23 protein-coding genes are annotated in these 26102 nt (G+C 67.2%); 18 read left to right on the plus strand and 5 right to left on the minus strand.

Translation table 11 applies throughout. The features are described 5' to 3' along the window. Positions 1-31 precede the first annotated feature (31 nt). From AAG816_RS06730 to AAG816_RS06740, 3 genes are all read right to left on the minus strand, one after another. The gene (locus AAG816_RS06730) at positions 32-1771 is read right to left on the minus strand and encodes a ShlB/FhaC/HecB family hemolysin secretion/activation protein (RefSeq protein WP_341988793.1); all 1740 of its coding nucleotides are present in this window, start codon (positions 1769-1771) and stop codon (positions 32-34) included. 17 nt (positions 1772-1788) lie between these two features. Further along, positions 1789-2931, minus strand: a complete 1143-nt coding sequence (gene ampH / locus AAG816_RS06735; protein WP_341988794.1) for a D-alanyl-D-alanine-carboxypeptidase/endopeptidase AmpH — start codon at positions 2929-2931, stop codon at positions 1789-1791. 424 nt (positions 2932-3355) lie between these two features. Then, positions 3356-4975 (minus strand): helix-turn-helix domain-containing protein, encoded by a 1620-nt coding sequence (locus tag AAG816_RS06740; protein ID WP_341988795.1) that lies wholly within the window; start codon positions 4973-4975, stop codon positions 3356-3358. 403 nt (positions 4976-5378) lie between these two features. On the opposite strand from AAG816_RS06740, the gene AAG816_RS06745 reads away from it, so the two are divergent. The 9 genes from AAG816_RS06745 to AAG816_RS06785 all read left to right on the plus strand — a co-directional run bounded on the left by AAG816_RS06745 (position 5379) and on the right by AAG816_RS06785 (position 15655). Continuing rightward, the gene (locus AAG816_RS06745) at positions 5379-6332 is read left to right on the plus strand and encodes a class I mannose-6-phosphate isomerase (protein WP_341988796.1); all 954 of its coding nucleotides are present in this window, start codon (positions 5379-5381) and stop codon (positions 6330-6332) included. After that, a complete protein-coding gene (locus AAG816_RS06750) occupies positions 6329-8614 on the plus strand; it encodes a glycosyltransferase (RefSeq protein WP_341988797.1) in 2286 nt (761 codons plus the stop codon). Before AAG816_RS06745 ends, AAG816_RS06750 begins: the two co-directional genes overlap by 4 nt. Before the next feature lie 47 nt (positions 8615-8661). Then, positions 8662-9957 (plus strand): glycoside hydrolase family 130 protein, encoded by a 1296-nt coding sequence (locus AAG816_RS06755; protein ID WP_341988798.1) that lies wholly within the window; start codon positions 8662-8664, stop codon positions 9955-9957. A 201-nt stretch (positions 9958-10158) separates the two neighbouring features. Next, the gene (locus AAG816_RS06760) at positions 10159-10806 is read left to right on the plus strand and encodes a GntR family transcriptional regulator (protein WP_341988799.1); all 648 of its coding nucleotides are present in this window, start codon (positions 10159-10161) and stop codon (positions 10804-10806) included. Positions 10807-11139: 333 nt separating this feature from the next. Next, positions 11140-12027 (plus strand): transporter substrate-binding domain-containing protein, encoded by an 888-nt coding sequence (locus AAG816_RS06765; RefSeq protein ID WP_341988800.1) that lies wholly within the window; start codon positions 11140-11142, stop codon positions 12025-12027. A 62-nt stretch (positions 12028-12089) separates the two neighbouring features. Beyond that, a complete protein-coding gene (locus AAG816_RS06770) occupies positions 12090-12743 on the plus strand; it encodes an amino acid ABC transporter permease (protein WP_341988801.1) in 654 nt (217 codons plus the stop codon). A 4-nt stretch (positions 12744-12747) separates the two neighbouring features. After that, positions 12748-13551: an amino acid ABC transporter ATP-binding protein gene (locus AAG816_RS06775; RefSeq protein WP_341988802.1), complete on the plus strand. Its 804-nt coding sequence runs from the start codon at positions 12748-12750 to the stop codon at positions 13549-13551. Between the two features lie 6 nt (positions 13552-13557). Next, on the plus strand, positions 13558-14907 hold the full coding sequence (locus AAG816_RS06780) for an amidohydrolase family protein (RefSeq protein ID WP_341988803.1): 1350 nt from the start codon (positions 13558-13560) through the stop codon (positions 14905-14907). 4 nt (positions 14908-14911) lie between these two features. After that, positions 14912-15655, plus strand: coding sequence for an aspartate/glutamate racemase family protein (locus AAG816_RS06785; protein ID WP_341988804.1), 744 nt, complete (start codon positions 14912-14914; stop codon positions 15653-15655). A 14-nt stretch (positions 15656-15669) separates the two neighbouring features. Here AAG816_RS06785 and AAG816_RS06790 read toward each other — a convergent pair whose 3' ends face one another. Then, the gene (locus tag AAG816_RS06790) at positions 15670-16221 is read right to left on the minus strand and encodes a regulatory protein RecX (protein WP_341988805.1); all 552 of its coding nucleotides are present in this window, start codon (positions 16219-16221) and stop codon (positions 15670-15672) included. A gap of 358 nt (positions 16222-16579) precedes the next feature. Here AAG816_RS06790 and fumC point away from each other — a divergent pair, with 358 nt between their 5' ends. The 4 genes from fumC to AAG816_RS06810 are packed head-to-tail and all read left to right on the plus strand — an operon-like array spanning position 16580 to position 21315. Further along, positions 16580-18034, plus strand: coding sequence for a class II fumarate hydratase (fumC, locus tag AAG816_RS06795; protein WP_341988806.1), 1455 nt, complete (start codon positions 16580-16582; stop codon positions 18032-18034). A 55-nt stretch (positions 18035-18089) separates the two neighbouring features. Further along, positions 18090-18485, plus strand: a complete 396-nt coding sequence (locus tag AAG816_RS06800) for a hypothetical protein (RefSeq protein ID WP_341988807.1) — start codon at positions 18090-18092, stop codon at positions 18483-18485. A gap of 22 nt (positions 18486-18507) precedes the next feature. Continuing rightward, positions 18508-20028, plus strand: a complete 1521-nt coding sequence (gene mqo, locus AAG816_RS06805; RefSeq protein ID WP_341988808.1) for a malate dehydrogenase (quinone) — start codon at positions 18508-18510, stop codon at positions 20026-20028. 57 nt (positions 20029-20085) lie between these two features. Beyond that, the gene (locus AAG816_RS06810) at positions 20086-21315 is read left to right on the plus strand and encodes a threonine/serine exporter family protein (RefSeq protein WP_341988809.1); all 1230 of its coding nucleotides are present in this window, start codon (positions 20086-20088) and stop codon (positions 21313-21315) included. A gap of 51 nt (positions 21316-21366) precedes the next feature. Here AAG816_RS06810 and AAG816_RS06815 read toward each other — a convergent pair whose 3' ends face one another. Continuing rightward, a complete protein-coding gene (locus AAG816_RS06815) occupies positions 21367-21684 on the minus strand; it encodes a putative quinol monooxygenase (protein ID WP_341988810.1) in 318 nt (105 codons plus the stop codon). Positions 21685-21953: 269 nt separating this feature from the next. On the opposite strand from AAG816_RS06815, the gene AAG816_RS06820 reads away from it, so the two are divergent. The 5 genes from AAG816_RS06820 to AAG816_RS06840 all read left to right on the plus strand — a co-directional run bounded on the left by AAG816_RS06820 (position 21954) and on the right by AAG816_RS06840 (position 26095). After that, positions 21954-22193: a BrnA antitoxin family protein gene (locus tag AAG816_RS06820; protein WP_341988811.1), complete on the plus strand. Its 240-nt coding sequence runs from the start codon at positions 21954-21956 to the stop codon at positions 22191-22193. 292 nt (positions 22194-22485) lie between these two features. Next, entirely contained in the window at positions 22486-22728 is a 243-nt protein-coding gene (locus AAG816_RS06825) for a sulfurtransferase TusA family protein (protein ID WP_341988812.1), read from the plus strand. A gap of 55 nt (positions 22729-22783) precedes the next feature. Next, positions 22784-23146, plus strand: coding sequence for a DsrE family protein (locus tag AAG816_RS06830; protein ID WP_341988813.1), 363 nt, complete (start codon positions 22784-22786; stop codon positions 23144-23146). 99 nt (positions 23147-23245) lie between these two features. Further along, on the plus strand, positions 23246-24751 hold the full coding sequence (locus AAG816_RS06835; protein WP_341988814.1) for a 5-methyltetrahydropteroyltriglutamate--homocysteine methyltransferase: 1506 nt from the start codon (positions 23246-23248) through the stop codon (positions 24749-24751). A 189-nt stretch (positions 24752-24940) separates the two neighbouring features. Further along, the gene (locus tag AAG816_RS06840) at positions 24941-26095 is read left to right on the plus strand and encodes an Ldh family oxidoreductase (protein ID WP_341988815.1); all 1155 of its coding nucleotides are present in this window, start codon (positions 24941-24943) and stop codon (positions 26093-26095) included. The last annotated feature ends 7 nt before the right edge of the window (positions 26096-26102 follow it).

Below are 26102 nucleotides of genomic sequence, written 5' to 3' on the forward strand. Positions count from 1 at the left end.
GGTCGCGCCGGCATCCCGGAATGCATGTGCGTCAGAAGACCCGTGCCATCTGAACGAACACCCGCGTGCCCGTGGTGGAAAGTCCCGCGGAGTCTTCCCAGGGAATGGCGATGAGCAGCTGCGCATTGAGCGCCTCGCCCAGCCGCGCGCGCAGGCCGGCGCCGGCGGAGCCGAGCCTGGCGTCCGCATAGTCCACGCCGACCTCCTGGCTCCACAGTGCCGCATAATCGACGAAGGCGAAGGCTTGGAGGCCCGAGATGCCGGGCGCGGACCAGGGGAGGGGCCGGCTGAGCTCGAACGTCGCGGCGATGCCGCTGTCTCCCGCCGCCGTCGAGTTGTCGAAGGCGCGCCCGAACGGGTCGCCGCCGACGTTCAGCCGCACCACCGAAGGCAAAGGATCGAACGCATATTGCGCCGCCATGCGCAGGCGTGCGTTCAGGTCCGGCAACACCTCCTTGCGGACGTCCAGGTCGAGACGAGCGAAGCGATAGTCGTCCGGCACGCCGGATCGCGAGGGAAACACCCAGCCATTGGCGCGCGCACCCAGATCATCGAGACCTTGCGCCACGGAGGCGAGCACGGTTGCGGAACCGCCCTCAAACTCGGTGAGATAGCGCAGCGAGGCCGCCAGCCAGCGATTGTCATCCAGGGCGTTGAGCTCCGGCCCGATGTTGACTTCATTGTTCTTGAAGTTGAGCTCCACGCGCCCGAAGAGGCTGTGCTCGATGGTGCGCAGGAAGGGATAGCTGACAAACAGATTGCCGAACGTCGCCCTCACTTCCACATTCAGCGGGGCGAGATCCGCGCCGGGATGGGAGGAGATGTAGCCGAGCCGGTACCCCGCGTGCAGCCCATCGAACCCGATGGGGATGTCCTGGGTCACCTGGCCGAACAGCACCTCCCGGGGGGTGTTGGGAATGGTCATCCCGGCAAATTCGGTGGACTCGAACAGCCCGAAGACGTCGTTCAGCGTGGCGGTGGCCGCAAGCTGCACCGGTCCCATCTGGGCAGTGCCCATATTGTCGAGAATGACCGCGCCGGACAGCCGGGAAAAGCTGATGTCGAGGGTGAGATCGCCCCCGCCGGACGGGGTGTCCGGCTTTTTGAACACGCCGTCGATCTTCAGCCCGGCCAGATCGCTCATCAGCAGCAGGATGCGCTCGGCTTCCTTGATGCGGATGGGCCGCATGGCGGTGATGCGGTTGATGTAAGGCGCAAGGCGCGCCTCCAGGCCGGATCGGTCCGACTTGATCACCACCTTGCTGACATAGGACTCGTAAAGGGTGATGATCGCGTGGCCCGACCGGTAGTCGTGGACCGGCACCACGGCCATGGAGAAATAGCCCGCCGCGGTATAGGCGCGCTCCACCTTGGCAGCGATCTCGTAGAGATCCGAGAGGCTGATCGTCGTGCCGATTGCGTCCTTCCAAATCGGCTCAAGCTGCGCCAGCGGCACGGCAACCGCCCCATCCACCCGCAGGGAGCGCAGCGTGAACCGCATCCCTTTGGCATTTTCCGGCGGAATCCGGCGCTGCAGGTCCGGGACGGCAATGTTGACCGTTCCGGGCGCGCGCGGCTCCGAGAAGCGCTGGATCACAGCGGACTGTTCGGACGTGACCTGCTCCACCACCTGCGCTCTCGCACCCGCCGCAAGCGCAATCATCATCGCCACCACCAGCAGCGGCAGGCCCAGGGCAGACGCAGCCGCCCGGACGATCCATCGCGACCATGGGGTGGCGTGCCCGATGCCGTCGCGTGCGCCCAAAGGCATCGCTTTCCCCCGGCCGATCATCGGGGCGCCAGCTGACGGATCAGCTCGTTCGCGAAGTGGGGCATGAGGTCGCCTGCGGCCATGTCGTACTTGTTGATCGAGATGAACACGCCGACGCCTCGGGCGGGCGAAAAGGCGATGTAGGACAGGATGCCTTGCCGCCCGCCCGACTTCTGCAGGATGAGCGGGCGGCTGCCCTCGGGGTTCATCACCACCCAGCCGAGGCCCATCGCATCCATATGGCCGGAGTGATCGAGGCCGGACACCGGGTCCAAGGCATCGCGCGAGACATAGGCGGCGTGGTCGAGGGCGCGCATCTCGGCGCCGGGTCGCGCGAACCGGTCAAGATGCCACTTCATCCAGCGCACCATGTCGTTGGGCGTGGTGTAGAGGCCGCTGGCGGCGGCCTGCATGTCGGAGACATCGGTAAGGGCCATGGGACTCCCATCCGGGGCATAGCCCTGATAGACGCGGGCCTTTTCGGCATCCCCCAGCCGCACATGCGTATCCTTGAGCCCGGCGGGATCGAACACGCGTTCCTTGAGCAGTTGCGCATAGGGCTTGCCGGCCGCCTTCGACAGCGCCTCGCCCAGCAGGTCGAACGCATAGTTCGAATAGTGAAGCCCGGTGCCCGGCGGGAAGAGCAGCTTCTGCCCCTTCAGGGCCTCCATATACATCTCGCGCGTGACCTGCTCGGGGTACGCGGGATCGCGGGGAATGCTCACCTCCCGCGGCAGTCCTGAGCCATGGGTCACCAGATTGAGCAGCGTGATCTCGCGGCCGCCGGCCGTGGGCACCGTGACCGGCCAGCCCAGCCGGTCCTGCAGGCGATCCGTGAGGCCGACCGTACCGTCGGCGACCATGCTGGCAAAGACTTCCCCAGCCACCACCTTCGACAAGGATCCCACGCGGATGATCGTGTTGCCGTCCGGGGCGCCCTGCCCTTCCGCACGGCGGCCGTATCCGCGGATGATGCTGTCCCCGTTCCGGACCACGCCCACCACCATTGCGGGGGTGTTCATCTGCAGGAAGGCGATTTCCCCCTGGAGCTCGACCATGTCCTTCAGAAAGGCGTCCTCGGCCCGGGCGGGCCCGCTTGCCAGGGCCGCACAGGCGCCGATCACCAGCGCCGCAGCTCTTGCGGACATCAAACCACGCATGTCTTCCCCTTATTCCCGTGGGTCTTCATCGGCGCCCAAGATCGCGGAGCGTGTTTCGCTCCAGCGTCGCGGGGGCCTGCAGGTCATCCGTGGTCAGCGACCATCGCGCTGCCGGCGCCGCCGGCCTGCCCGGAGGGAGGACGCGCACACGGAAGATCAGCGTGGTGGAGCCAAGGACCACGGAAGCTCGAGGATGCAGAAGCGATGGCCGCAACCATGACGGGTCGCGAGCATCAAAGTCCCTCACCCGTTCAAAGACGGGCGGACAGACCGATGCGGCCACAGGCCGGGCCGACCGAGCGGTGACGAGACCTTCCGGAGAGCCAAAACACCGCTAGCAAACAATTGTTTGCGCAGTATTTGAAGACGGCAGAATTGCGCCGATCCGGCGGGAAGCGGGCGGAAAAGAGCCGGCGCCGCGCGCTCAGGTTGCCGCGATGAGGCCTGCACCCATAAGGATGAAAGGCGGGATCACACCCGTGCCGTGCAGCTCGGTCACATGGGCGACGAGCCCCTGCATGATGTTGGCGCGGGCCTGCAGCGAGGTGAGGTGGCGCACCGAGGTCATGTAGGTGAAGGTGAGCGCGTTGCGTGCCCCTTCGGGACCGGCCGCCCGCAGGACGTCGGTGACCGCCTGCGGCAGCGGATGGCCAGGAGCGGTGACCAGCACGGCAATCATCACGCTGAGAGCGGGCGGGCAAAACGGGCTCTCGTAGGAAAACGCCGCCGCGGCCTTGAGTGCCTCGCGGTCACCCGCAGCGAGCACGGCGATGCATTTCAGGACACGCATGTGCATCTGGAACTCGGAATCGGAACCCGCCATCTCGATGCCGCGGTCGAAGAATGCCAGCGCGGCGGTAAAATCGCTGCGCGCCTGCCGCAACTGTCCGAGCACCGGCAGGGCGGCGGCAAAGTCCGCCGTGCGGGCGAAGGCCCGGTCCGCCAGATCCTCGGCCAGCTCCAGATGGCCACGATCGACGAAATAGAGCAGCTTGGCGGCGGCCAGCATCAACAGCGGGTTGGTCTCGATGAGCGGCAGGCAATCCAGCACGGTCGCCTCGATCTCGCTCTCGATCTCGTCGCGCTCGCCGCGACTAATGCCGGTGAAGGGATTGGCAAGAACAAGGCGCGCGAACAGATGCAGGCACCACTGCAGGGCGATGTCCGCGCTGCCCGGATTCTGCGCCCGCGCGTCGCGCAATTGCAGGCCCTTCTCCAGCCATGCCGGGTTGGAGGCCGACAACAGGGTCGTGGCGGTGCGCAGGCGGATCTCCAGGGGCTGATCGGTTGGCGTGCCGAGCCCTTCCGAGGCCTCGGCCAGGGATCGCTGCAGCGCCGCGATGATGCCGTCCGCTGCGCGTTCCACCTCCGGCGTGAGCGCGGCGAGGCTGGCGCCGCCGAACTCCAGCCGAAAGGCCCTGATGATACGCCCCGACGGCACTTCCCGCAGGATCGCCGTGCAATCCAGACGGGCGCCGCTGTCCTGGAAGCTCACCTTTAGGACATAGCGCGCGCCCTGGGGCGCCGTGCTCTCTTCGCGCCCCAGGACGATGACGCTCTGACCTTCGCTGACCCTGCCCGCGATCAGGTCGCGCATCTGTCCGGTAATGGCGCCCGCCCGTTCTGCCAGGCGCTTATCATGACGCGGGACCAGAGGGGCGATCGCCAGAAGGACGTTGACCGGTGCCGGATCGGGCCGGGAGGCGACAGCCGGCAGTTTCGTGGCAATCCACACATAGCCTTCGCCATACTGCGTGGCGATAAATCTGGGCGACTTTGCGCTATCGCCCAGCTTTGCACGCAGGCGGTTGACGAGAAAGTCGACGTTGCGGTCAGAGGCGTCGGCCTGGGTCGGCGCGATCGCGTCGAGCAGCTGACTGCGCGGCATCAGGCGGTGCGGGTTTCGGGACAACACAAGCAGAAGCGCGCGCTCGCTGCGGGTGAAACGGATCTGCTCCCCGCTGCGATGGGCGAACAGGCAGGTGTCGTCCAGGACGACATCGCCGAATGCAAAGCCGCCTGCGGTCGATCCCTCACGTTCCATTCAAGCTTGCCCCCAGGCTGCCCGGCACCCACCAATGCCGCGCGGATCATGCCCCACGGTCAAATGCGGGTCGAGCCAATTTGGCTTCGGACGGTTGTCCCGTCGCAGGTCCGTGCCGCCTACCCGCCACACCTGCATAGGCTCACTCAAACAAAGTTCCCTTTTTATAAAATAAAAAACATCTAGGTCCGCAGGACTTATAAGATTATATGCATATATCTCGCACAAGAATTTTGTTGCCCGCCTCCACATGGCGGCACGCAGCCGGAGCGGTTGCGCCATGAAAGCTTGGGGCTGCTGCAAGACGAACGGTCGTGACGGCAGGTGATGCCGAATCAGCCTTGCGTGACATATGCTGACCTCACGTCGACGGGATTTGAGCGGCACAAGCCAGGAGGCCGCAATGCCCCTCGAATATGCCCGGACGCAGTTGGTTCCAAAACCCTGGGGCCGCGTCGATCTGCGGCCATGGCGCGAGAGTGGCGTCGGCGGCGAGTCCGTCGGCGAGATCTGGTTCGAACGCGCGGGCGTTGACCTCGCCCGGCCGGCTTTGCTGCTCAAGATCCTGTTCACCAGCGAGCCACTGTCCATTCAGGTGCACCCGGACAATGCCTTCGCCCAATCCAAGGGCGAGGCCAACGGCAAGACCGAGGCATGGTATGTCCTCGCGACCGAACCGGGGGCCATGGTGGCCCTGGGCCTGAAGGCATCGGTGAGCGACCTGCAATTGCGCGCCGCCATCGAGGACGGCTCCATCGCGGACCTGGTGCACTGGCAGCCCGCGGTCGCGGGTGATGTGATCCTGGTGCCGGCGGGAACGATCCACGCCCTGGGCGCCGGCCTGGTTGTGGCGGAGATCCAGCAGCAGAGCGATACCACCTACCGCCTGTTTGATTTCGGGCGCGGGCGGACGCTGCACGTGGAAGAGGCCCTCGCGGTTGCCCGCCCCGGCCCGGCGGCCGCCGCTCTGGCACCCTCGCCGCTCACCAAGGGCCGGACGCTTCTTGTCGCCAGCCCCTATTTCGTTCTGGAGCGGATCGACCTGCCAGCCGGCACCCACTGGGCGTTGAACGCCGCCCAGGAAACCTGGCTGCTGGTGATCCAAGGCCAGGTTGAGGTCGGATCGGCCACGGTTCCTGTCGGCGAGGCCGTGTTCCTGGACAGCGCCACCGCCGGCCTCGCCGCCGGGCCGGATGGCATGAGGGGATTGCTCGCCTATGCGGCAGCGGCCCCCGTCGCCGGACTGCTGGATGCCATGGACACGCCCGCCACGGGCCTGGCCCCTTCCCCCTTCACCCCACCGCCCCATCCCGCCCCACCGGCCTCCGCCGCCGGCAACCCGGAGTTGTGCCCATGACCCCGCTGAGCCGTGTCGCCTTCATCGGCAACTCGCTGCCGCGACGCTGCGGCATCGCCACATTCACCACCGACCTGCAACAGGCGGTGGCCGCCGCGCGCCCGGACGTGAAGACGCTGATCGTCGCCATGAACGATCAGGGCCACGCCTATGACTACCCTCCGGCGGTGCGCATCCAGATCCGCGACGAGGTGCTGGCCGACTATGTCCACGCCGCCGACGTGCTGAACGCCGCCCAGGTGGACGTGGTGTGCCTCCAGCACGAATACGGGATTTTCGGCGGCGCGGCGGGCGACCATGTGATGGCGCTGCTCTCGCGCCTCGCCATGCCCATCGTCACCACCCTGCATACGGTGCTGGCCGAGCCCACGCCGGTGCAACGGGCGGTCACGGCGAAGATCACGGACGTGTCGGCCCGCATCATCGTGATGGCGGACAAGGCCCAGCAGTTGCTGCAAAGCGTCTATCACGTGCCCGCGGACAAGATCGAAGTGATCCCCCACGGCATCCCCGACGTGCCCTTCGCGGAGCCGGACCAGGCCAAGGCCATCTTCGGTTTCACCGGCCGGCCGGTGATCCTCACGTTCGGCCTGCTGTCGCCCGGCAAGGGCATCGAAGTGATGATCGACGCCATGCCGCTGATCCTGGAGCGGTGCCCGGATGCGGCCTATGTGGTGCTGGGCGCCACCCATCCCAATCTCGTGCGCCAGGAGGGCGAGGCCTATCGCGAAAGCCTGATGGCGCGCGCCCGCGAACGGGGCGTGCAGGACAATGTGGTGTTCCTCGACCAGTTCGTGGACCAGCCGACCCTGCTGGGGTTCATCGCCATGTGCGATGTCTATGTCACGCCCTATCTCAACGAACGGCAGATGACCTCCGGCACGCTGGCCTACAGCTTCGGCCTCGGCAAGCCGGTGGTCTCCACCCCCTATTGGCACGCCAGCGAACTGCTGGCCGATGGACGGGGCGTGCTGGTGCCGTTCGGGGATTCCACCGGCATCGGCGAGGCCATCGCCGCCCTGCTGACCGATACGCCCCGGCGCCAGAGCATGCGCCGCAGGGCCTATGCCACCAGCCGGTCCATGACCTGGCCGCGCACCGCCGAGCGCTATCTGGCGACCTTCGAAGGTGCCCGCCGCGGCCATCGCCTGCGGATGATCGCCCGCCACAATCAAAGCATCTCGTCCCGTGGTGCCCCCGCCGTGCCGGAAATGCAGACCGAACACCTGATGGCCATGTGCGACGACACCGGCCTGTTCCAGCACGCGGTGCATTCGGTGCCGGACCGTTCCCACGGCTATTGCGTGGACGACAATGCCCGCGCCCTGCTGCTGGCCTGCGCCCTCACGGCGCCGGGGGAGCAGCGCCTGCCGGAGCCCATGACGGCGCGCTTTGCCGCCTTCGTCCAGCATGCCTGGAATCCGGATAACCAGCGCTTCCGCAACTTCATGAGCTTCGACCGGCGCTGGCTGGAAGCATGCGGCTCGGAAGACAGCCATGGGCGCACCCTCTGGGCCCTGGGCGCCTGTGCCCAAGGCGATGGCAACGCCTCGCGGCGTCGCTGGGCCGCGGCCCTGTTCGCACAAGCCTTGCCGGTGACGGAGACCTTCCGCTCGCCGCGCGCCTGGGGCTTTGCCCTGCTGGGACTTGATGCCTACTGCTCCGACGGCCGCGACGATGCGACCGCCAATCATATGCGCTTCCTGCTGGCGGATCGCCTGATGGCCTGCCTGGCGGCGGTGGAAACCGCGGATTGGATCTGGTTCGAGGAGGGACTGTCCTATGACAATGCCCGGCTGCCCCAGGCCCTCATCACCGCCGGCATGGCCACCGGCACGCCGGCTTACATCGAGGCCGGCCTGCGCACCCTGCGCTGGCTGAACACCATGCAGACCTCGGTCGGCGGCGGCTTCCGCCCGGTGGGCTCCGACACCTTCGGCCATGTACGGGCGGCGCCCCACGCCTTCGACCAGCAACCGCTGGAAGCGACCGCCACCATTTCCGCCTGCCTCGCCGCCTGGCGGGCCGATGGCGATGTGCAATGGAAGGCGGATGCCGCGCAGGCCTTCGCCTGGTTCCTCGGCAGCAACGACCTCGGCGTCCCCCTGGTGGATCTGGAAACCGGCAGTTGCCGCGATGGCCTGCACCCGGACCGTCCCAACGAAAACCGCGGCGGCGAGTCCGTCTTGTCCTATCTGCTCAGTCTGGTGGAGATCCGCCAGTTGGCCCGGGCCAATGCGGAACGCACCACCCTGGCCCCGTTGCAGACGCTGCGGGCCTGACCCGTCGCCGCTTCCCCTGCCCATTTCCAGCCAGATCCGAGGCCGCAGTGACTTGTGCCACCTTCCTGAATCGCCTGGCGCTCCATTTGCGCCCGGACCCCGCCCGCGTGGTGGTTCGCCCATTCAAGCCCGCCACCGAGCCCCGCGACCTCAACCCCACCGACAAGACCCGCGCCAACCATATCGTCGATCGCGTCCTGGCCCTTGACGACGCCGCGGCGGCCAGTCAGCTCGCTGATGTGCTGGAGAATTTTCAGGGCCGTCACCGCAACCTGCTGGCGACGTTCGAGGCCCGCGCGGATGACATGGAAGACGCGTTTGCCCTTCATACCGCGTTCAGTCCGGTTCAGCGGCAATTGGTGGGGGCCTACTTCCTGCACGAATATTCGTTCGAGGCGGCCGCGCTGTTCAACCCCAGCATCGTGCTCCATCCCGACCAATCGAACACCGCGCCGGGCAGCTGCCGCTTCATCCTGAGCCTGCGCGCGGTGGGCGAGGGTCATATCTCCTCCCTGACCTTCCGATCCGGCTGCATCGGCGCCGACGGCAGTGTCACCGTGGACCCGCCGGCGCGGCTCGCCGCGACCCCGCGCATCCTCGCGCGGGGAGGACCTGAGGGTGAAGATATCCAGGTCACGTTCAAGCCGGAAGAGGACCTGAGCGAGCGGGTGATCTTTCCGATTACGCCCGCGCAATCGAACGGCATCGAGGACGCACGTTTTGTGGCCTTCACCGATGGCGGAACGACCACCTACTACGCCACGTATACCGCCTATAGCGGACAGGCGATCCGCTCGGAACTGATCGAGACCAGCGACTTCACGACCTTCCGCATGTCGCCTCTGCGCGGCTCCGCGGCCCGCAACAAAGGCATGGCGCTGTTCCCGCGCAAGATCGATGGGCGCTATGCCATGATTGCGCGGCAAGACAATGAGAACCTCTATCTCATCTTGTCTGACGACCTCTCCCATTGGGATGGAGGGCAGGCGATCCTGCGGCCGCAATTCCCCTGGGAGTTCGTCCAGATCGGCAATTGCGGCTCGCCGATCGAGCTGGACGAAGGCTGGCTACTGCTGACCCATGGGGTGGGGCCGGTGCGCCGCTATTCCATCGGCGCGGCGCTGCTGGACAAGAAAGACCCCTCCAAGGTGCTGGCGCGCTCCCGCGAGCCGCTGGTCCATCCGGAATCCTCCGAGCGCGAAGGCTATGTGCCGAACGTGGTCTACACCTGCGGCGCCATGCGCCATGGCAACATGATCGTGCTGCCCTATGCGGTCTCGGACACCTTCTCCACCTTCGCCACCCTCAAGATCTCGACCCTGCTGGCGAGCTTGAACGGCTGACAGCGCAACGGACGATCACCGGCCGGCCGAAATCCCGCAAGCAGGCCATGGCAAAAATCCGCCCGCCGGCATATGACGATGGGAATGGAGCATCCGGCAGGCCAATCAGACACGGCATCGCCGGCGGGCAAAGGCCCCGCCGGCCCCCGGCCCGCCCGTGCGCGCACAGCGCTGTCCCGGCGCATTCCTTTTGCACGACAGGTGGCGGACCTGCTGCGGGACATGATCATCCGGGCGGAACTGTCCCCCGGCGCGCGCATCGTCGAGCGCGCCTTGTGCGAGCAGATGCAGGTGTCGCGGACCCCGTTGCGGGAAGCCTTGAAGCTGCTTGAGGCGGAAGGCCTGGTGGAGCTTTCGCAGAACCGGGGCGCGCGGATCATGTCCTTCACGCCGGCGGAGGCCTCGAGCCTGTTCGAGGTGATCGCCGGGCTGGAGAGTCTTGCCGCAGAGGTGGCAGCATCCCGGATGACACCGGAGGATCTGGCACGGATCGAGGATCTGCACGCCCGCATGCGCGCCCATTACGAACGCCGCGAGAAAGACCCATACTTCGCGTTGAACAGCGCGATCCACGACATGATCGTGCGCTGCTCGGCCAATCCGATCCTGATCGCCACCCATGCCGGCCTGATGCTGCGGGCCCGCCGGGGCCGCTACATGGCCATCATCGATCCGCTGCGCTGGGATGAGGCGGTGGGCGAACACGACGCCTTGCTGGACGCCTTGCGCAGCCGGGATGGCGACGCGGCGCGCCGGGTGTGGCGTCGGCATTTGATCCGCACCGGCGAGACCGTGTGCGCGGTCCTGGCCACCACGACCGCGCCATCTGCGATCCCCGATCCGGACTGAGGCGCCATCGGGCCCACCGGGTTCATCGCCAACCGCCTGCACAAATTAGAGGCCATCCCGGTGCCGGCGGGACGGGGCCGTCGCCGACGCGCGCGCATCGCGCCCGGGCGCTTCCGCTGCGAACGCAATCCTCGCGACCACAGACCATGGCAGATCGGCCATCGCCCGGCGTGCCCCCAGCGCCCGCTGCCGCGCAATCAAGCAGCGCCAGCCTAATTGTTCGGCATCGCGCGATCTAGCCAATATCGCACAACCATATGTATAAGCTTATTAAATTCGAATTGAATGCAATTTGGCCCGCGCATTCGCGGCCAGCCCTCAGGAGAGATCACCATGTCCCTCACGGCCCCCGGTCCCGCCGCCTCGCGTCGCGCCTTCCTGAAGCTGTCCGTTGCCACCCTGGCGGTGGTTGCGGCGGCACCGGGCCTGCTGGTCGGGCTCACCCATCCGGCGGAGGCCGCCCCGCTGACCATCGAGGCCATCAAGAAGGCCGGCGTGGTGCGCGTGGGCGTCGAGGCCGCCTATCGCCCCTTCACGTTCCGCGAAGGCAGCGCCATCGTCGGCTACGACGTGGATCTGGCCAAAGAGCTGTTCGCGCCGCTGGGCGTGAAGGTGGAGCTCATCGACACCGCCTGGGCCGGCGTCATTCCGGCGCTCTATGCGGGCAATTTCGATCTGATCATGACCTCGCTCACCTACACCAAGGAGCGGATCGCCAAGGTCGGCTATTCCATTCCCTATGCGGAGGCCACCCAGGAGATGCTGGTGCGGGCGTCCGATGCCGGAACCATCAAGTCTTTGGACGGCATGGCCGGAAAGATCCTGGGCGTGAAGCTCGGCTCCGCCGGCGATACCATGAAGACCGCGTTGCAGGACAAGCTGAAGGCCGATACCGGCAAGGGCTTTTCCGAGATCAAGACCTATGACGACCATCCGGCCGCTTATATGGCCCTGGCGCAGGGCTCGGTGGACGGCGTCATCAACTCGCTGGCCACCCTGACCCAGGTGGTGAAGGACGCGCCGGGCAAATATGCCATCGTGCGCGACATCGGCCCGCGCAATTGGGCCGGCATCGGCACCCGCAAGGAAGATGTGGACCTGATCGCCTATCTGGACGAGCGCATCAACGCGCTCAAGGCCAATGGCGAGATCTACAAACTGCAGGAAAAGTGGTTCGGCGTGCGCATGCAGCTGGCGGACAAGATCCCGACCTTCTCCTGACCCCGCGACCGTGGCGGCGCTGATCAGCCGCCGCCCCCTCTCCTCTTTGTTTCGGCATGGCCATGGGTATTGATTGGGGCGTCGTGCAGATGGCCGTTCCGCTGCTGGCGGAAGGCACGGTGATGACGCTGAAGATCGCCGCGCTCGCAGGGCTGCTCGGCATCTCCTGCGGCATTGCCCTTGGCCTCATCTCGCTGGGCGGCTGGGCGTGGGCGCGCGCTCTGGTGGCCGCTTATGTGAGCTTCATCCGCGGCACGCCGCTGCTGATCCAGATCTTCATCGTCTTCTTCGGCCTGCCCTTGATGGGGCTGCGGCTGGGCGAGTTCTGGGCCGGGGTGATCGCGCTGTCGTTCAACTGCGCGGGCTATGTGGCCGAGATCGTGCGCGGCACGGTGGGCTCGGTGGAGAAGGGGCAGACGGAAGCGGCGAAATCCATCGGCATGACCCAGGGCAAGATCCTGCTCTATATCCTGCTGCCGCAGTCCATCCGCCCCATGGTCCCGGCGCTCACCAACGACACCATCACGCTGCTGAAGAACACCTCGCTGCTCTCGGTGATCTCGGTCTATGAACTGACCCGCTCCGGCCAGGCCATCATCGCCTCGCACTTCGCACCGCTGGAAATCTTCGCCCTGCTGGCGATCTATTATTACGCGATCATCTCCGTCCTCGCTTGGGTCTCGCGGGTGATCGAGCGTCGCCTGCCGGCCTGGTGATTTCATGACACGCCTCGACACCATCCCGGACCGGGAAAAGCCGCTGCTCAGCGTGCGCGATCTGCGCAAGAGCTTCGGCCCCAAGGAAATCCTCAAGGGCATCTCGTTCGACCTGATGGCCGGCCAGACCCTGGTGCTGATCGGCCCCTCAGGATCGGGCAAGACCACGGTTCTGCGCTGCCTGAACTATCTGGAGACCCCGTCCGCGGGCACCATCGAACTGGCGGGCGAGCCCATAGGCGGCGAATATGTGGGCGAAGCGGCCAAGTGGGAGCCGCTGAGCGAAGCGCGCCTGGCCCAGCAGCGCAGCAAGTTCGGCTTCGTGTTCCAGCGCTTCAACCTGTTTCCCCATTTGACCGCGTTGGAAAACGTCGCCATCGGCCCACGCAAGGTGCTGGGCATTTCCCCCGACGCCGCCCGCACGCGCGCCGCCGACCAACTGGCGCGGGTGAGCCTGGCCGACCATATGCACAAGCGGCCCTCGCAATTGTCCGGCGGCCAGCAGCAGCGCGTCGCCATCGCCCGCGCCTTGGCCATGGAGCCGCGCCTGATCCTGTTCGACGAGCCGACCTCGGCCCTGGACCCGGAACTGGTGCATGAGGTGCTCGATGTCATGGGCGTGCTGGCCCGCGAGGGCATGACCATGGTGGTGGTGACGCACGAAATGAGCTTCGCGCGGCGGGTGGCGGATCATCTGATCTTCATGGCCGATGGCCATATTGTGGAAGAAGGCCCGCCCGAAGAGGTCTTCTCCGCGCCGCGCGAAGAGAAGACCCGCCGCTTTCTGACCCACGTTCTCAATCGGTGAGGGATGATGCCTGAGCCTTTGTACGATCTCGTCATCACCGGCGCCACCGTCCTCACCGGCGCCCCCGACAACCGCACCATCGCCGATGCGGTGATCGGCATTTCCGCTGGCCGGCTGGCCCTGATTGCGCCGGCGGAAGCGGGCGCGGCGCCGCCGAGGGCGCGCCGGACCTTGCACCTGCCGGGTCGGGTGATCACGCCGGGCTTCACCAACATCCACACCCACGCCAACCTCAGCATGGTGCGCGGGGTGGCGGAAGATCTCGGCTTTGCCCCCGCCTATACGCCGGGCATCCCCCAGGGCCATATGGTGACGCCGGACGAAGCCTATGCCATCGCCCGCCTCGGGGCGCTGGAAGCGCTGCTGTTCGGCTCGACGCTCATCAACGACACCTTCGTCCATCCCGAAGTGGTGACCCCCGCCATGGCGGAGATCGGGCTTCGCGTCTGGTCCTGCGGCCGTATCCATGACGTGGACTTCTCCGGCGTCTCCGTGGGCCGGTGGGAGCATGTGGACGCCATCGGCGATGTCACCCTGCAATCGGCCCTGGATCTGGCCGCCCGCTACGAGGGCAAGAGCAATGGACGCATCGGCGTGCAGCTGGCCGCCCATGCGCCCGACACCTGTTCCACGCCATTCCTGCGCCGCATCGCGCAGGCGGCTCGGGACACCGGCCTGCGGGTGACCACCCATCTCTCCCAGAGCAAGGTGGAAGTGGCGCGCATTCGCGAGCGGGACGGCAAGAGCCCGCCGGAATTGCTGGAGGAGGTCGGCCTGCTTAATGAGCGCTTGCTCGCTGCCCACTGCATCCATGTGAGCGAGGGCGACATCGCCCGCATCGGTCGCGCCGGCATCCATGTGGCCCACATCGCCAAGGGCAATGCCACCGGCGCCACCATCGCCCCCACCCACAAGCTGCGGGCCGCCGGCGCCAAGCTGACGCTGGGCACGGACAACATGCACGCCGACATGGTGGAGACCATGCGCTGGGCGCTCGCCGTCGGCCGGATTCAGGTGGGTGCGGTCACCGAGGACTGGCAGCCCTCCACCGTCTTCGAGATGGCCACCCTCGGCGGGGCGCGGGCCATGGGACTGGAGGATCAGATCGGCAGCCTGGAGATCGGCAAGCGCGCGGATCTGGTGGCCTTCGATTTCCGCCGTCCGCATCTGACCCCGGCCACCAACCCGCTGGGCAATCTGGTGCATGTGGCCCATGGGCGCGACGTGGAGCTGGTGATCGTCGACGGCGATGTGGTGGTGGAGGGCGGCGCGCCCACCAAAGTGGACGAGGCCGCCATCCGGCGCGATGCGGAAGCGGCCATTGCCGCGCTGTGGACCCGGGCCCGCGCGGGCTGATCAGATGCGCCTTCTGCTCATCAATCCCAACACCTCCGTGGACATGACCGAGCGCATGGTCGCCACCGCCGGAGCCGTGCTGGCCCCGGACGTGGATCTGGTGGCCGTCACGGCCGCGCGCGGAATGCCCTATATCGCCAGCCGCGCCGAGGCGCTGGTCGCCGGCGCCCTGACGCTGGAGATCATCGCCGAGCATCAGGCCGATGCGGATGCGGTGATCATCGCCGCCTTCGGCGATCCGGGCCTGATTGCGGCCCGCGAACTGTTCGATCTGCCCATCACCGGCATGGCGGAAGCAGCGATCCTGACCGCCTGCATGCTCGGGCAGCGCTTCTCCATCGTCACCTTCTCCCGCACCCTGACCGCCTGGTATGAAGACGCGGTGGCCCTGAGCGGGCTCCAGGCGCGCTGCGCCAGCATCCGCGTGCCGGACGCCAGCTTTAAGTCGGTCGCGACCGTCCAGCATGAGCTGGAGGACGAACTGGTGGCGCTGATCGCACGGGTGGTGGAGGAGGACCAGGCGGATGTGGTGATCCTCGGTGGCGCCCCGCTTACGGGGCTCGCGGGACGCATCGCCGACCGGGTGTCGGTGCCGCTGGTGGATCCCCTGTCGGCGGCGGTGGCTCAGGCCGAACTCCTGGCCCGGCTCAAGCCGCGTCCCGCCCGCGCGGGGCGCTTCGCCCGGCCCGGTCCCAAGCCGGCGCTGGGCCTCACGCCGGCACTGGGGGCGTGGATCGAGCATCGGTGACGCTGGAGGGTGAGTCACGGCGTCTCGCCATAGAGAATGGTCTCCGCCTCCTCGAGCGACATCTTGCAGGTCCGGAACGCGATGTCGGATGAAAATCCGCCCCGCGCCATGGCGGCAACATCCTTCATGCGGGCATTCTCGACCTCTTTCGTGCGCCAGGGGCCAAGCCGGCGGCGCTTGGCGTAGATGACCGCGGCCCTGGCGTCGTCCACCTCTTCGATGGCGGCCTGGACCAGGTCGTCCTCGATGCCCTTCGCAGCCAAAGACTGGCCCAGCCGCCGCCGCGACAGGCCGCGCCGCGCCCCTGAGGCCACCTTGCCTTCCGCATAGGCCGCATCATTGACGTAGCCATATTCCTGGCATTGGGCGACCACCGCATCCACGAGCCGGGCGATTTCCGCCGCCTCCATATCCGGCATGCGCGTGGGCGCCTTGCGCATCAGCACCTGCCGCAAATTCTCGGCGCTGGAGGAGCGCTGGCTGAGATAGTGCACGGCCGCCCGGCTCAGCCAGGCCTTCTGCTTGGCCGTGTCCGTCAGGGGTTTGCGGGGCTTCAACGGGGGCAAGGCTTGCAGGATCTTTCACGCTTGGAGGCTCTGGCGACGGAATCAGCCCGCCGCGCCATCGAACCGTGACCGACGACGTCGTCGTCGCGCAAGCTTGTTTCACTAGTGGGGAAGGCTGGTGGCAGATCTACGGGCGCAGTGAAGGATGCGCTACGGCGTTTTGTGCGCCGCAGCCGAACCAACATTGCAGCGCACATGGGCAGGGTGACCAGGACCCAAGAGAATAATAGCTGACGAAACAACAAACATCGGCAAAAGCATCCAAAAAAAACGCACGCTACCTTTGCTACCATGGATGGAGTTCACACTTTCCTGGTGGTACCAAGTTGCAGCTTCTGATTTAGCGGAGAGTTTTCTCATGGATGAAAGCGCAAATCCCACTCTCCGTGACCTGCCGATCGGCATCGACGCCAGCGGCGAGCGGCAGGAATTCGACAGCATGGGCCAGGTCATGGTCCCCGCGGATCGCTACTGGGGCGCGCAGACCCAGCGCTCGCTGCAGCATTTCTCCATCGGCGACGATCGCATGCCCAAGGCGGTCTATCACGCCTACGGCTTCGTCAAGAAAGCCTGCGCTTTGGTCAATCACGCCGCCGGGCGCCTGCCGGACTGGAAGAAGGACGCCATCGTCCGCGCCGCCGACGAAACCATCGCCGGCACGCTGGACGACCACTATCCGCTCTATGTGTGGCAGACGGGTTCCGGCACCCAGTCCAACATGAACGTCAATGAGGTGATCTCGAACCGGGCCATCCAGCTGCTCGGCGGCACCCTGGGCAGCCAGCAGCCGGTGGGGCCCAATGACGACGTCAACATGGGCCAGTCCTCCAACGACACCTTTCCCACCGCCATGCACATCGCCGCGGTGACCACCATCGATGCGCTGCTGATCCCGCAGGTGAGCCAGCTGGCGGACACCATCGAGCGCAAGGCGGAGGCCTGGATGGAGGTGGTCAAGATCGGCCGCACCCATCTGGAGGATGCCGTTCCCCTGACGGTCGGACAGGAATGGCATGGCTGGGCCGGTCAATTGCGCGCCTGCATCGCCGATCTCGAAGCCAGCCGGCATGGCCTCTACGAACTGGCCGTGGGCGGCACCGCTGTCGGCACCGGCCTGAATGCGCCGGCCGGCTTCTCCAAGGACGTGGCGGCGCAGATCGCCACCCTCACGGGAAAACCCTTCGTCACCGCCGCCAACAAGTTCATGGCCCAAGGCTCGCTGGATGCCATCGTGCGCGCCCACGCCGCGCTGCGCGGACTGGCGGTGGCACTGATGAAGATCGCCAACGACATGCGCTGGCTGGCGTCCGGTCCGCGGTGCGGCTTCGGCGAGCTGAAGCTGCCGGACAACGAGCCGGGCTCGTCCATCATGCCGGGGAAGGTCAATCCCACCCAGTGCGAGGCCATGGTGATGATCGCCATCCAGGTGCTCGGCAATGACAGCGCGGTGGCGTTTGCCGGCTCGCAGGGCAATTTCGAGCTGAATGCCATGCGCCCGATCATCATCAACAATTTCCTGCACTCGGCACGGATCCTGGCCGATGGCTGCGAGAAGTTCCGCGAATATTCCGTCGAAGGCACCGAGCTGAACCGCGAGCGCATCCAGCAATATGTGGACGGCTCGGTGATGCTCGTCACCGCTCTGTCCCCGGTGATCGGCTATCAGAACGCCGCCCATATCGCCGAGAAGGCCATTGCCGACGGCACCACGCTGAAGCAGGCGGCGCTCGCCTCCGGCAAGGTCAGCGAAGAGCTGTTCGACAAGACCATCATTCCCCTCAATATGGTCGGCAAGGGCCTCGGCGGGGCCTGACGCCGAGGCCGCCGCCGCTCGCCTTATTCATCCGCTGAACAGGAAGACATCCGCCATGATCCGCTGTGTCCGCATTTGGACCGCCGAAGACGGCAACTCCAGCTTCGAGGAAGGCCAGATCGACCTGTCCGGCGGCGCGCGCGGCGACATCTTGAGCGCCACGGCGGACGTGGCCAGCATCTCGTTTCGCGAGACCAAGGCCGGCGGCACCTTCGCATGGCATACGGCGCCGGCGCGCCAGTTCGTCATCACCCTGAGCGGGACGCTGGCGTTCGAGACCCGCAGCGGCGCGCATTTCACCATCCACCCCGGTGACATCCTGCTGGCGGAGGACACCGCCGGCAGCGGCCACAACTGGCGCCTGGTGGACGACCAGCCCTGGCGCCGCGCCTATGTGATCCTTACCCCCGGCGTCGAAATCCCCTTCATCCCGGCCCAGCCCGCGGCCTGATCGGCCGGCACGGAGACCTAAGATGGCCCAAGCCTCTCACGCCGCCCCCACTGTCGCCCCCACCGCCGCCCCCGATGTGGTGCTGATCGGCGCCGGCATCATGAGCGCGACCCTCGGCACCATGCTCAAGGAACTTGAGCCCTCGCTCAGCATCACCATGCTGGAGGTCCTGGAAGATTGTGCCCAGGAAAGCTCCGGCGCCTGGAACAATGCCGGCACCGGCCATGCGGCCAATTGCGAATTGAACTATACCCCGCAGCGCGCCGACGGCAGTGTCGACATCTCCAAGGCCTTGGAGGTGAATACCGAATTCGACTTGTCGCGCCAGCTCTGGTCCTATCTGGTGCGCAAGGGCGCCATCCCCGATCCGCGCGCCTTCATCAATCCCTGCCCGCACATGAGCTTCGTGTGGGGACAGGAGAATGTGGATTTCCTGCGCGCCCGCTTCAAGGCCATGTCGGCGCACCATTGCTACCACGGCATGGAATATACCGAGGACCATGCCCAGATCGCCACATGGGCACCGATCATCATGGATGGCCGGGCGGCGGACCAGCCGGTGGCGGCCACCCGCATCATCACCGGCACCGATGTGGACTATGGCTCCTTGACCCATCTGCTGGTGGGCCATCTCGCCGCTCAGCCGGACGTTTCGGTGCACTACAAGCACCGCGTCACCGCTTTGGCCCAGGAGGCCGATGGCCGCTGGCGGCTGGAGGTGGAGGACGTGGCCGCGAGGTCCACCCATGCGGTCAGCGCCAAGTTCGTGTTCATCGGCGCCGGCGGCGGCGCCATCGAACTGCTGCAGAAATCCGGCATTCCCGAAGGCCATGGCTATGGCGGCTTCCCGGTCAGCGGCATCTGGCTGCGCTGCGAGGTGCCCGAGGTGGTGGAGCGCCACCATGCCAAGGTCTATGGCAAGGCCGCGTCCGGCTCGCCGCCCATGTCGGTGCCGCATCTGGACACCCGCATCATCGGCGGCAAGAAATCCCTGCTGTTCGGCCCCTATGCGGGCTTCTCCACCAAATTCCTCAAGCACGGCTCGCTCACCGATTTGTTCCGCTCCATTGAGCCGGGGAACATCATCCCCCTGCTGGCGGTGGCGAAGGACAATGTGGCCCTGTGCGAATATCTCATCGGCCAGGTGTTGCAGAGTTCCGAGCACCAGTTCGGCGTGCTGCAGAACTTCTTCCCCACCGCGGTCCGGCACGACTGGCAGCATGCGGTGGCCGGCCAGCGGGTGCAGATCATCAAGCCGGACGCCACGCGCGGCGGCGATCTGGAGTTCGGCACGGAGATCGTCGCCGCGGCGGATCGCTCCATCGTCGCTTTGCTGGGCGCTTCACCCGGCGCCTCCACCGCGACCTTCATCGCGCTCGAAGTGCTGCAGCGGTGCTTCCCCCAGGAGCTGACCGACGCCGCCTGGCTGCCCAAGCTCAAGGAGATCATCCCCACCTATGGGATCAATCTGATCACCGATGCGGATGCCTGCGCCCGCATCCGTGCCGAGACCGCCCCGGTGCTGAAGATCGACAATATCTGAACCTCCATGGGGCACGTGTCAGCACCTCTGGTTCCACCCGCGCCGGCGTCGGCGCCGGTGGATCTGATCACCAAGATCGCCGCGCTGTTGTTCGTGAACGGGCAGACCACCCAGGCCATCCGCGTTTCGGTGGCGCGGCTGGGCGATGCCTTTGGGCTGCGCACCAGTTGCCGGGAGCGATGGGGCGACCTGACCGTCAGCATTGACCACGGGCCGGTGAGCAGTGTGGTCGCCACGCCCCTCGGCGTGGACATGGGAAAGGTCGCGCGGACCGAAGCCCTGGTGGATGCCATTTGCGACCGGCGCCTCACCCTGGAGGCGGCGACCGCCCAGCTTGCGACCATCGCCGCGCGCGGACCGGTCTCCCTGGCCCGCTTCGCGCTCATGGCGGCCGCGGGGGCAGCGGCGCTTGGGGTCATCTTCGGCGCGGCCCATCCTTTGACCCTGGCCCTCATTGCCCTCAGTGCGGGGATCGGCGCTCTCGCCCGGCGCGGCCTTGCGGGCCTCAGCACCAATCCCCTGGTGCAACCCCTGGCGGCGGCGCTGATCGCCGGCATCGTCGGCACCCTCGCCGCCGCCCTGGGGCTCCAGGTGGATCAGCGCCTGGTGGTGGTCTGCCCCTGCATGGTGCTGGTCCCCGGCCCCCATTTCCTTAATGGCACCATCGATCTGGCCCGGGCGCGCATTCCCCTCGGCGCAGCCCGCATCGCCTTTGCCACGCTGGTGGTGCTGATGATCACCACCGGGCTGCTCATGGGCCTGTGGGTGGGCGGCGGCGGCATCCCGACGGGAAAGTCGCCCGATGTGCCGATCGGCTATGACGTGATCGCGGCGGGGGTGGCGGTGGCGGCCTATGGCTCGTTCTTCAACATGCCGTGGCGGGTGTTAGCGTGGCCCATCGGCATCGGCATGTGTGCCCATGCCGCCCATTGGCAGATGCTGCAATCGGGCGCTAGCCCCCAGACCGCGGCCTTCATCGCCTGTCTGGTGGTGGGGGTGATCGTGACCCCGCTGGCCGACCGCCTGCGCATGCCCTATGGCGCCTTTGCATTCGCGCCGGTGGTGTCGCTGATCCCCGGCGTGTTCATGTTCCAGGCGGTGTCCTCGCTGCTGGCGGTGGCCGATGCCCGCACCGCCGCGAAGGCCGACGCGCTGGTGAACGCCGTGTCCGAAGGCACGACGGCTTTCGTCATTCTGCTGGCCATGACCGTGGGCCTGATCGTGCCGAAGATGGGCATCGAGCGCCTGCACGATGCCTGGCGCGGCGCGGGCCGCAGCCCGCCTTAGGCCGAATCCGCGCGCAGACGGGCCGCCCAGCGGCCCGTCATGCGGCGATGATCAGGGATGGTGGCGCTGCAAAAACCGCACGGGCAGCTGCGCCTTCACCAGCGGCGGGAACGCGGCCCGGAAGCGGGCCAGATGCGGGGTTTCCTTATGCGCGTCGAACGCGGCGCGGTCGTCATAGACCTCGTAGAAGACCACGGAGTTTGGGTCGGTTTCGGAGATGGCCACGTCGAACTGCCGGCAGCCCGGCTCATCGGCCAGGGAATGGTCGGCGTCGTCCCGCGCCAAAGCGAGGAAGGCCTCCATCTGGCCCGGCTTCACGTCGAACTCGGCAATGACCACAAACGACCCGGACTTCTCGGCTTCAGCCATGGACTGTTCCTCTGCGTTGTGCGCGCCCGCGCTCTCGGACGGTCGGGCCGATCACGCCCCGTCCACCTCTGGCGCGCCGGCGCGTCCGCGTCCAGCGCCGCAGCCATGAAATCTCCCCCATTGTGTGGAACCTGCCGGGAGGAAATCCCTCCGGCCGCTGGCCGGAGGCCTTTCCGTGGGGACGGTTCGGCGCTATGGGCTGGAAGCACACTGCTTCGGCCCGGCCGTGCGCCGAACCGCACCGTCAGCTCTGATCAGGACCGTTTCCCATGGCCCAACCTCCTTTCCGCCGGACCGGCCACTCGGTGCGCGACAGCGCGGAAGCCGCCTTCAAATCGGCCACCACCAAGCCGGTGGAAGCGCCCCCCAAGGCCCCGGCCGTGCCCAATGCCAAGGAGATGGTGTCCCTGCGCCTCGACCGCGATGTGCTGGAGCATTTTCAGGCCGACGGCCCCGGCTGGCAGGATCGCATCAATGCGGCATTGCGCGATCTGATCTCCAAGGGCTGAGCCTTCAGCCCCCCGCGCCGGGTCCACCCGCGCCTGACGCGCCCGCAACTTGATGCCTCCCCAAGCTTGACGCCCCCAACTTGACGCCTCCAGGTCGCCCGCATAGCCTTTGCGGCGAGTGATGACGGTCGTTCGCCATGCCCCGTGAGGGCTGGCCCTCTGCAGTGCAAGTCTGTGGGCGCCCATGGTCGCCAATCGCTCTCCCTTTCAGCACGGACGTGGTACGTCCCGGCTCCCGCCGGCGCGTGGCACGGGCGCAACCATTTCGCCGGTCTCCCGGCGCAGGGGCGTGATGCTTGATCCTGAACCCGTCGCCGATCGCTGGGACGCGGGCCACATGGGCTGCGGCGAACTGGTGATTGTCTTGCGCGCCCGGCTCAAGAAGATCCCCGGCGCGGTGCTGCGTCTGGACGCCCACGATGCCGGCGCCCCGGAGGACATCCCCGCTTGGTGCGGGATGACCCGCAATCAACTCATTGCCCACGACCCCGCCGCGCATCGCTTCTGGATCCGCTCGCGGCTGGATTGGACCTGACGCCCGAATGGGCACCCCCAAAAAACCCCCAACAAAAACCTCCAAGGAGAAACCCATGGCCGGAAAATTCGTCGTGTCCCTGAGCTGCGCCAAGAATGATACCGACAAGGCCACGGTGGCCTTCGTCATCGCCAATGCGGCGGTAGCGTCCGACAAGGCGACCGTGGTGTTCCTGTCCATCGAGGGCACGCGGCTGTCGCAGAAGGGCTATGCGGACGACATCCATGAGGAAGGCTTTGCCGCCCTGAAGGATCTGATGGCCAGCTTCGCCGAGGCCGGCGGCGAAATCTATGTGTGCTCGCCCTGCTTCAAGAAGCGCGGCCTGGATGAAGACAATCTGGTGGCCGGGGCGCGGATCGTCGGCGGCGCCAAGCTGGTGGAATTCATGAGCGACGGCGCCCCCAGCATTTCCTATTGAGCACCGGTACAGCAGCGCCGATATCCCGGCTCCTGAAGTCCCGCACCCATCGGGGAGACGGTTTCCGCCTCCCCTGGCCCGCAGAGTGACGAGACCGCCATGACCGCTCCAGTGGACAGCCACGCCTACCCCGCCGATATCGGCTTTGACGGCGGCGATCTGGATTGCGGCAATGGCCTGCTGCTGTTGATCCGCAAGCATATCGATCCATTGCCGCGGGGCGGCCTGCTGGAAATCCGCTCCACCGAGATCTCCGTGGACGAAGACCTCCCCGCCTGGTGCCGCCTCACCGGCAATGAACTGCTCTCCTGGACCAAGGCCGGCAAGCAGCGCAGCTTCCTGGTCTGCAAGGGGATGCTGGCGGAACGCGCGGCCCCGGTGCCCGCCGCCCCGCGCTCCATCCCGATCCCGGCCGCGCACGCGCCGCTGCCCAAGCGCATCCCGGTGGCGCCGCCGCCGATCCCGCCCCTGGCGGTCATGGGCATCGGCAGCTGGCCGCGCCCGCGCTGGATGATCGAGGCCATGCATGCCTATGTGGAAGGCCGGCTCTCCGAGGAGCAATTCCAGGAGACCGCGAACGATGCGGTGCGCCTCGCCATCGCCGCGCAGGAGCGGGCGGGGGTGGATGTGGTCACCGACGGCGAGCAGCGGCGCGACAGCTATGCCAGCTTCGTCGCCAGCCGCCTGGACAATTGCCAGTTGATCCCATTGGCGGACCTGCTGCCGCTGGTGGACGATCCCGACGAATTCGCCGCCGAACTGCGCGCCCTGGACATTCCGGCCGGCGACGTGCGCCACCCGGCGGTGTTCGGGCGGCTGACGCGTTCGCGCCCCTTGGTGGCGCATGAGGTGGATTTCGCCCGCTCGGTCACCGCCAAGCCGGTCAAGGTGGCCCTGCCCGGCCCCTATCTGCTGACCCGCACCATGTGGATGGAGTGCATCTCCGACCGGGCCTATGACAGCCGCGAAGAATTGGCGACCGACATCGTGCGGGTGCTGCGGGAAGAACTGGCCGACCTGATGGATGCCGGCGCCGCATTGGTGCAGTTCGACGAGCCGGTGCTGTCGGAAGTGGTGTTCGCGGGCGCCAAGAACAAGCGCTCCTTCATGTGCGGGGCGCTCTCGGAATCCCTGCCGCCGGAGCAGGAACTGGCCTTCGCCCGTGACCTGCTGAACGCGGTGCTGGAGGGGGCGCCGCGCGCCCGCACCGCGCTGCATGTCTGCCGCGGCAACTGGACACCGGATGAGAGCGTCGCCCTGTCCGGCTCCTATGCGCCGCTGGTGGCCACCTTGGCCGAGGTGAAGGTGGGCGCCTATCTCTTGGAGATGTGCACGCCGCGGGCCGGGGAAATGGAGATCCTGCGCGCCCTGCCCCAGGACGCGCGCATCGGCGTCGGCGTGGTCAATCAGAAAGACCCGGCGCTGGAGGCGGAAGATGCGGTGGCCGGCCGCATCCAGCACGCCATCGACCTGTTCGGGCGCGAACGGGTGCTGCTGCATCCCGATTGCGGCTTTGCCACCTTTGCCGACAATCCCATCTGCTGCACCGGCCCGGCGCAGGACAAGCTGGCGGTGATTGCCGCCGCCGTCGCCCGCCTGCGCTGAGCGCCGACCGATCCGAAGGCCCGTCGAGCCGCGTCGTCGGCGACGATGGGCGCATTCCCCGGACGCCGTCGGGCCCGCACCGATCACCAGCGGTGGACAAGCGCGCTCGGCCCGCTGGACGCCGCTGCCGCAACGACATCCAATGACCTTCGGCGCCGATCCCCGGCTGCCGCAGCAAGGCAAGGCCGGATGACCCCGCAGCCCGAGGATGGCCCTGGCCATCAGATCCCCTTGGACAAGGCGCCGCCCGTGGCGGTGCCGCCCGGCCCATCCCTCGCGCCGCTGCAGCGCCTGGCCGCGGACGAGCTCACCGCCTTCTGCGTGGCCGTGCTGCGCGCCGCCGGGGCCGATGCGCCCAGTGCGGAGGCCGCCACCCGCGCCATGATGCACGGCTCCCGCCTCGGGGTGGATAGCCACGGGGTGCGGCTGCTGGACCATTATGCCGCCGTCATCGCCGGCGGCCGGGTCAACGGCTGCCCGGTCATGCGCCCGCTCAGCACAGCGGGCGCGGTGGCCACCCTGGACGCGGACAATGGCCATGGCGCGCTGGCGGCCTATACCGCCATGGATCTGGCCATGGACTATGCCGAACGCAGCGGCATCGGCGCGGTGGCGATCCGCAATTCCTCCCACTTTGGCCCGGCGGGTGCGTTTGCGCTGGCGGCGGCGGAGCGGGGCTTTGTGGGGCTGGCCTTCTGCAATTCCGACAGCTTCGTGCGCCTGCATGACGGCGCCGAACGCATCCATGGCACCAATCCCATCGCCGCCGCCGCGCCGGTGGCCGGCGGATCGCCCTGGCTGCTGGACATGGCCACCAGCGCGGTGCCGTACAATCGCGTCCTGCTCTATCGCAGCCTCGGGCGCCCACTGCCGCAGGGCGTCGCCTCCGATGCGGACGGCCACGATACCGCCAATGCCGATCTGGCGGAGATGCTGGCGCCAGTGGGCGGCGCGTTCGGCTTCAAGGGGGCGGCGCTAGGCGGGCTGGTGGAGCTGTTCAGCGCCATGCTCTCCGGCGCCCGGCTGAGCTTCGACATTCCGCCCATGGGCGGGGACGATCTCGCCACCCCGCGCAATGTGGGCGCCTTCGTCCTGGCGCTGCGCCCCTCGGCTTTCCTGCCGGAGGCCGCATTCGCCGCCGCCATGGGGCGCTATCTGGACACCCTGCGGGCATCGCGTCCCGTGGCCGGCGGCGCGGTGATGGCGCCGGGGGATCGGGAATGGGCGGAAGCGGCAAGGCGGGTGCGCGACGGCATCCCGATCGATCCGACCACGGCGGCGGCGTTCGACCGACTGGCGCACCACTACGGGCTGGTGCGACCGGCCCCACTGCGCGGCGCCTGAGGCCGCC

The sequence above is a fragment of the Azorhizobium sp. AG788 genome, from assembly GCF_943371865.1.
GTDB lineage: Bacteria > Pseudomonadota > Alphaproteobacteria > Rhizobiales > Xanthobacteraceae > Azorhizobium.

Excerpts from the sequence above, each read along its gene's own strand:
- AAG816_RS06730 (WP_341988793.1), bottom strand. The coding sequence starts at position 1,771 with ATGCCTTTGGGCGCACGCGACGGCATCGGGCACGCCACCCCATGGTCG.
- ampH (WP_341988794.1), bottom strand. The coding sequence starts at position 2,931 with ATGCGTGGTTTGATGTCCGCAAGAGCTGCGGCGCTGGTGATCGGCGCC.
- AAG816_RS06740 (WP_341988795.1), bottom strand. The coding sequence starts at position 4,975 with ATGGAACGTGAGGGATCGACCGCAGGCGGCTTTGCATTCGGCGATGTC.
- AAG816_RS06745 (WP_341988796.1), top strand. The coding sequence starts at position 5,379 with ATGCCCCTCGAATATGCCCGGACGCAGTTGGTTCCAAAACCCTGGGGC.
- AAG816_RS06750 (WP_341988797.1), top strand. The coding sequence starts at position 6,329 with ATGACCCCGCTGAGCCGTGTCGCCTTCATCGGCAACTCGCTGCCGCGA.
- AAG816_RS06765 (WP_341988800.1), top strand. The coding sequence starts at position 11,140 with ATGTCCCTCACGGCCCCCGGTCCCGCCGCCTCGCGTCGCGCCTTCCTG.
- AAG816_RS06770 (WP_341988801.1), top strand. The coding sequence starts at position 12,090 with ATGGGTATTGATTGGGGCGTCGTGCAGATGGCCGTTCCGCTGCTGGCG.
- AAG816_RS06775 (WP_341988802.1), top strand. The coding sequence starts at position 12,748 with ATGACACGCCTCGACACCATCCCGGACCGGGAAAAGCCGCTGCTCAGC.
- AAG816_RS06780 (WP_341988803.1), top strand. The coding sequence starts at position 13,558 with ATGCCTGAGCCTTTGTACGATCTCGTCATCACCGGCGCCACCGTCCTC.
- AAG816_RS06785 (WP_341988804.1), top strand. The coding sequence starts at position 14,912 with ATGCGCCTTCTGCTCATCAATCCCAACACCTCCGTGGACATGACCGAG.
- fumC (WP_341988806.1), top strand. The coding sequence starts at position 16,580 with ATGGATGAAAGCGCAAATCCCACTCTCCGTGACCTGCCGATCGGCATC.
- AAG816_RS06800 (WP_341988807.1), top strand. The coding sequence starts at position 18,090 with ATGATCCGCTGTGTCCGCATTTGGACCGCCGAAGACGGCAACTCCAGC.
- mqo (WP_341988808.1), top strand. The coding sequence starts at position 18,508 with ATGGCCCAAGCCTCTCACGCCGCCCCCACTGTCGCCCCCACCGCCGCC.
- AAG816_RS06815 (WP_341988810.1), bottom strand. The coding sequence starts at position 21,684 with ATGGCTGAAGCCGAGAAGTCCGGGTCGTTTGTGGTCATTGCCGAGTTC.
- AAG816_RS06820 (WP_341988811.1), top strand. The coding sequence starts at position 21,954 with ATGGCCCAACCTCCTTTCCGCCGGACCGGCCACTCGGTGCGCGACAGC.
- AAG816_RS06825 (WP_341988812.1), top strand. The coding sequence starts at position 22,486 with ATGCTTGATCCTGAACCCGTCGCCGATCGCTGGGACGCGGGCCACATG.
- AAG816_RS06830 (WP_341988813.1), top strand. The coding sequence starts at position 22,784 with ATGGCCGGAAAATTCGTCGTGTCCCTGAGCTGCGCCAAGAATGATACC.
- AAG816_RS06835 (WP_341988814.1), top strand. The coding sequence starts at position 23,246 with ATGACCGCTCCAGTGGACAGCCACGCCTACCCCGCCGATATCGGCTTT.
- AAG816_RS06840 (WP_341988815.1), top strand. The coding sequence starts at position 24,941 with ATGACCCCGCAGCCCGAGGATGGCCCTGGCCATCAGATCCCCTTGGAC.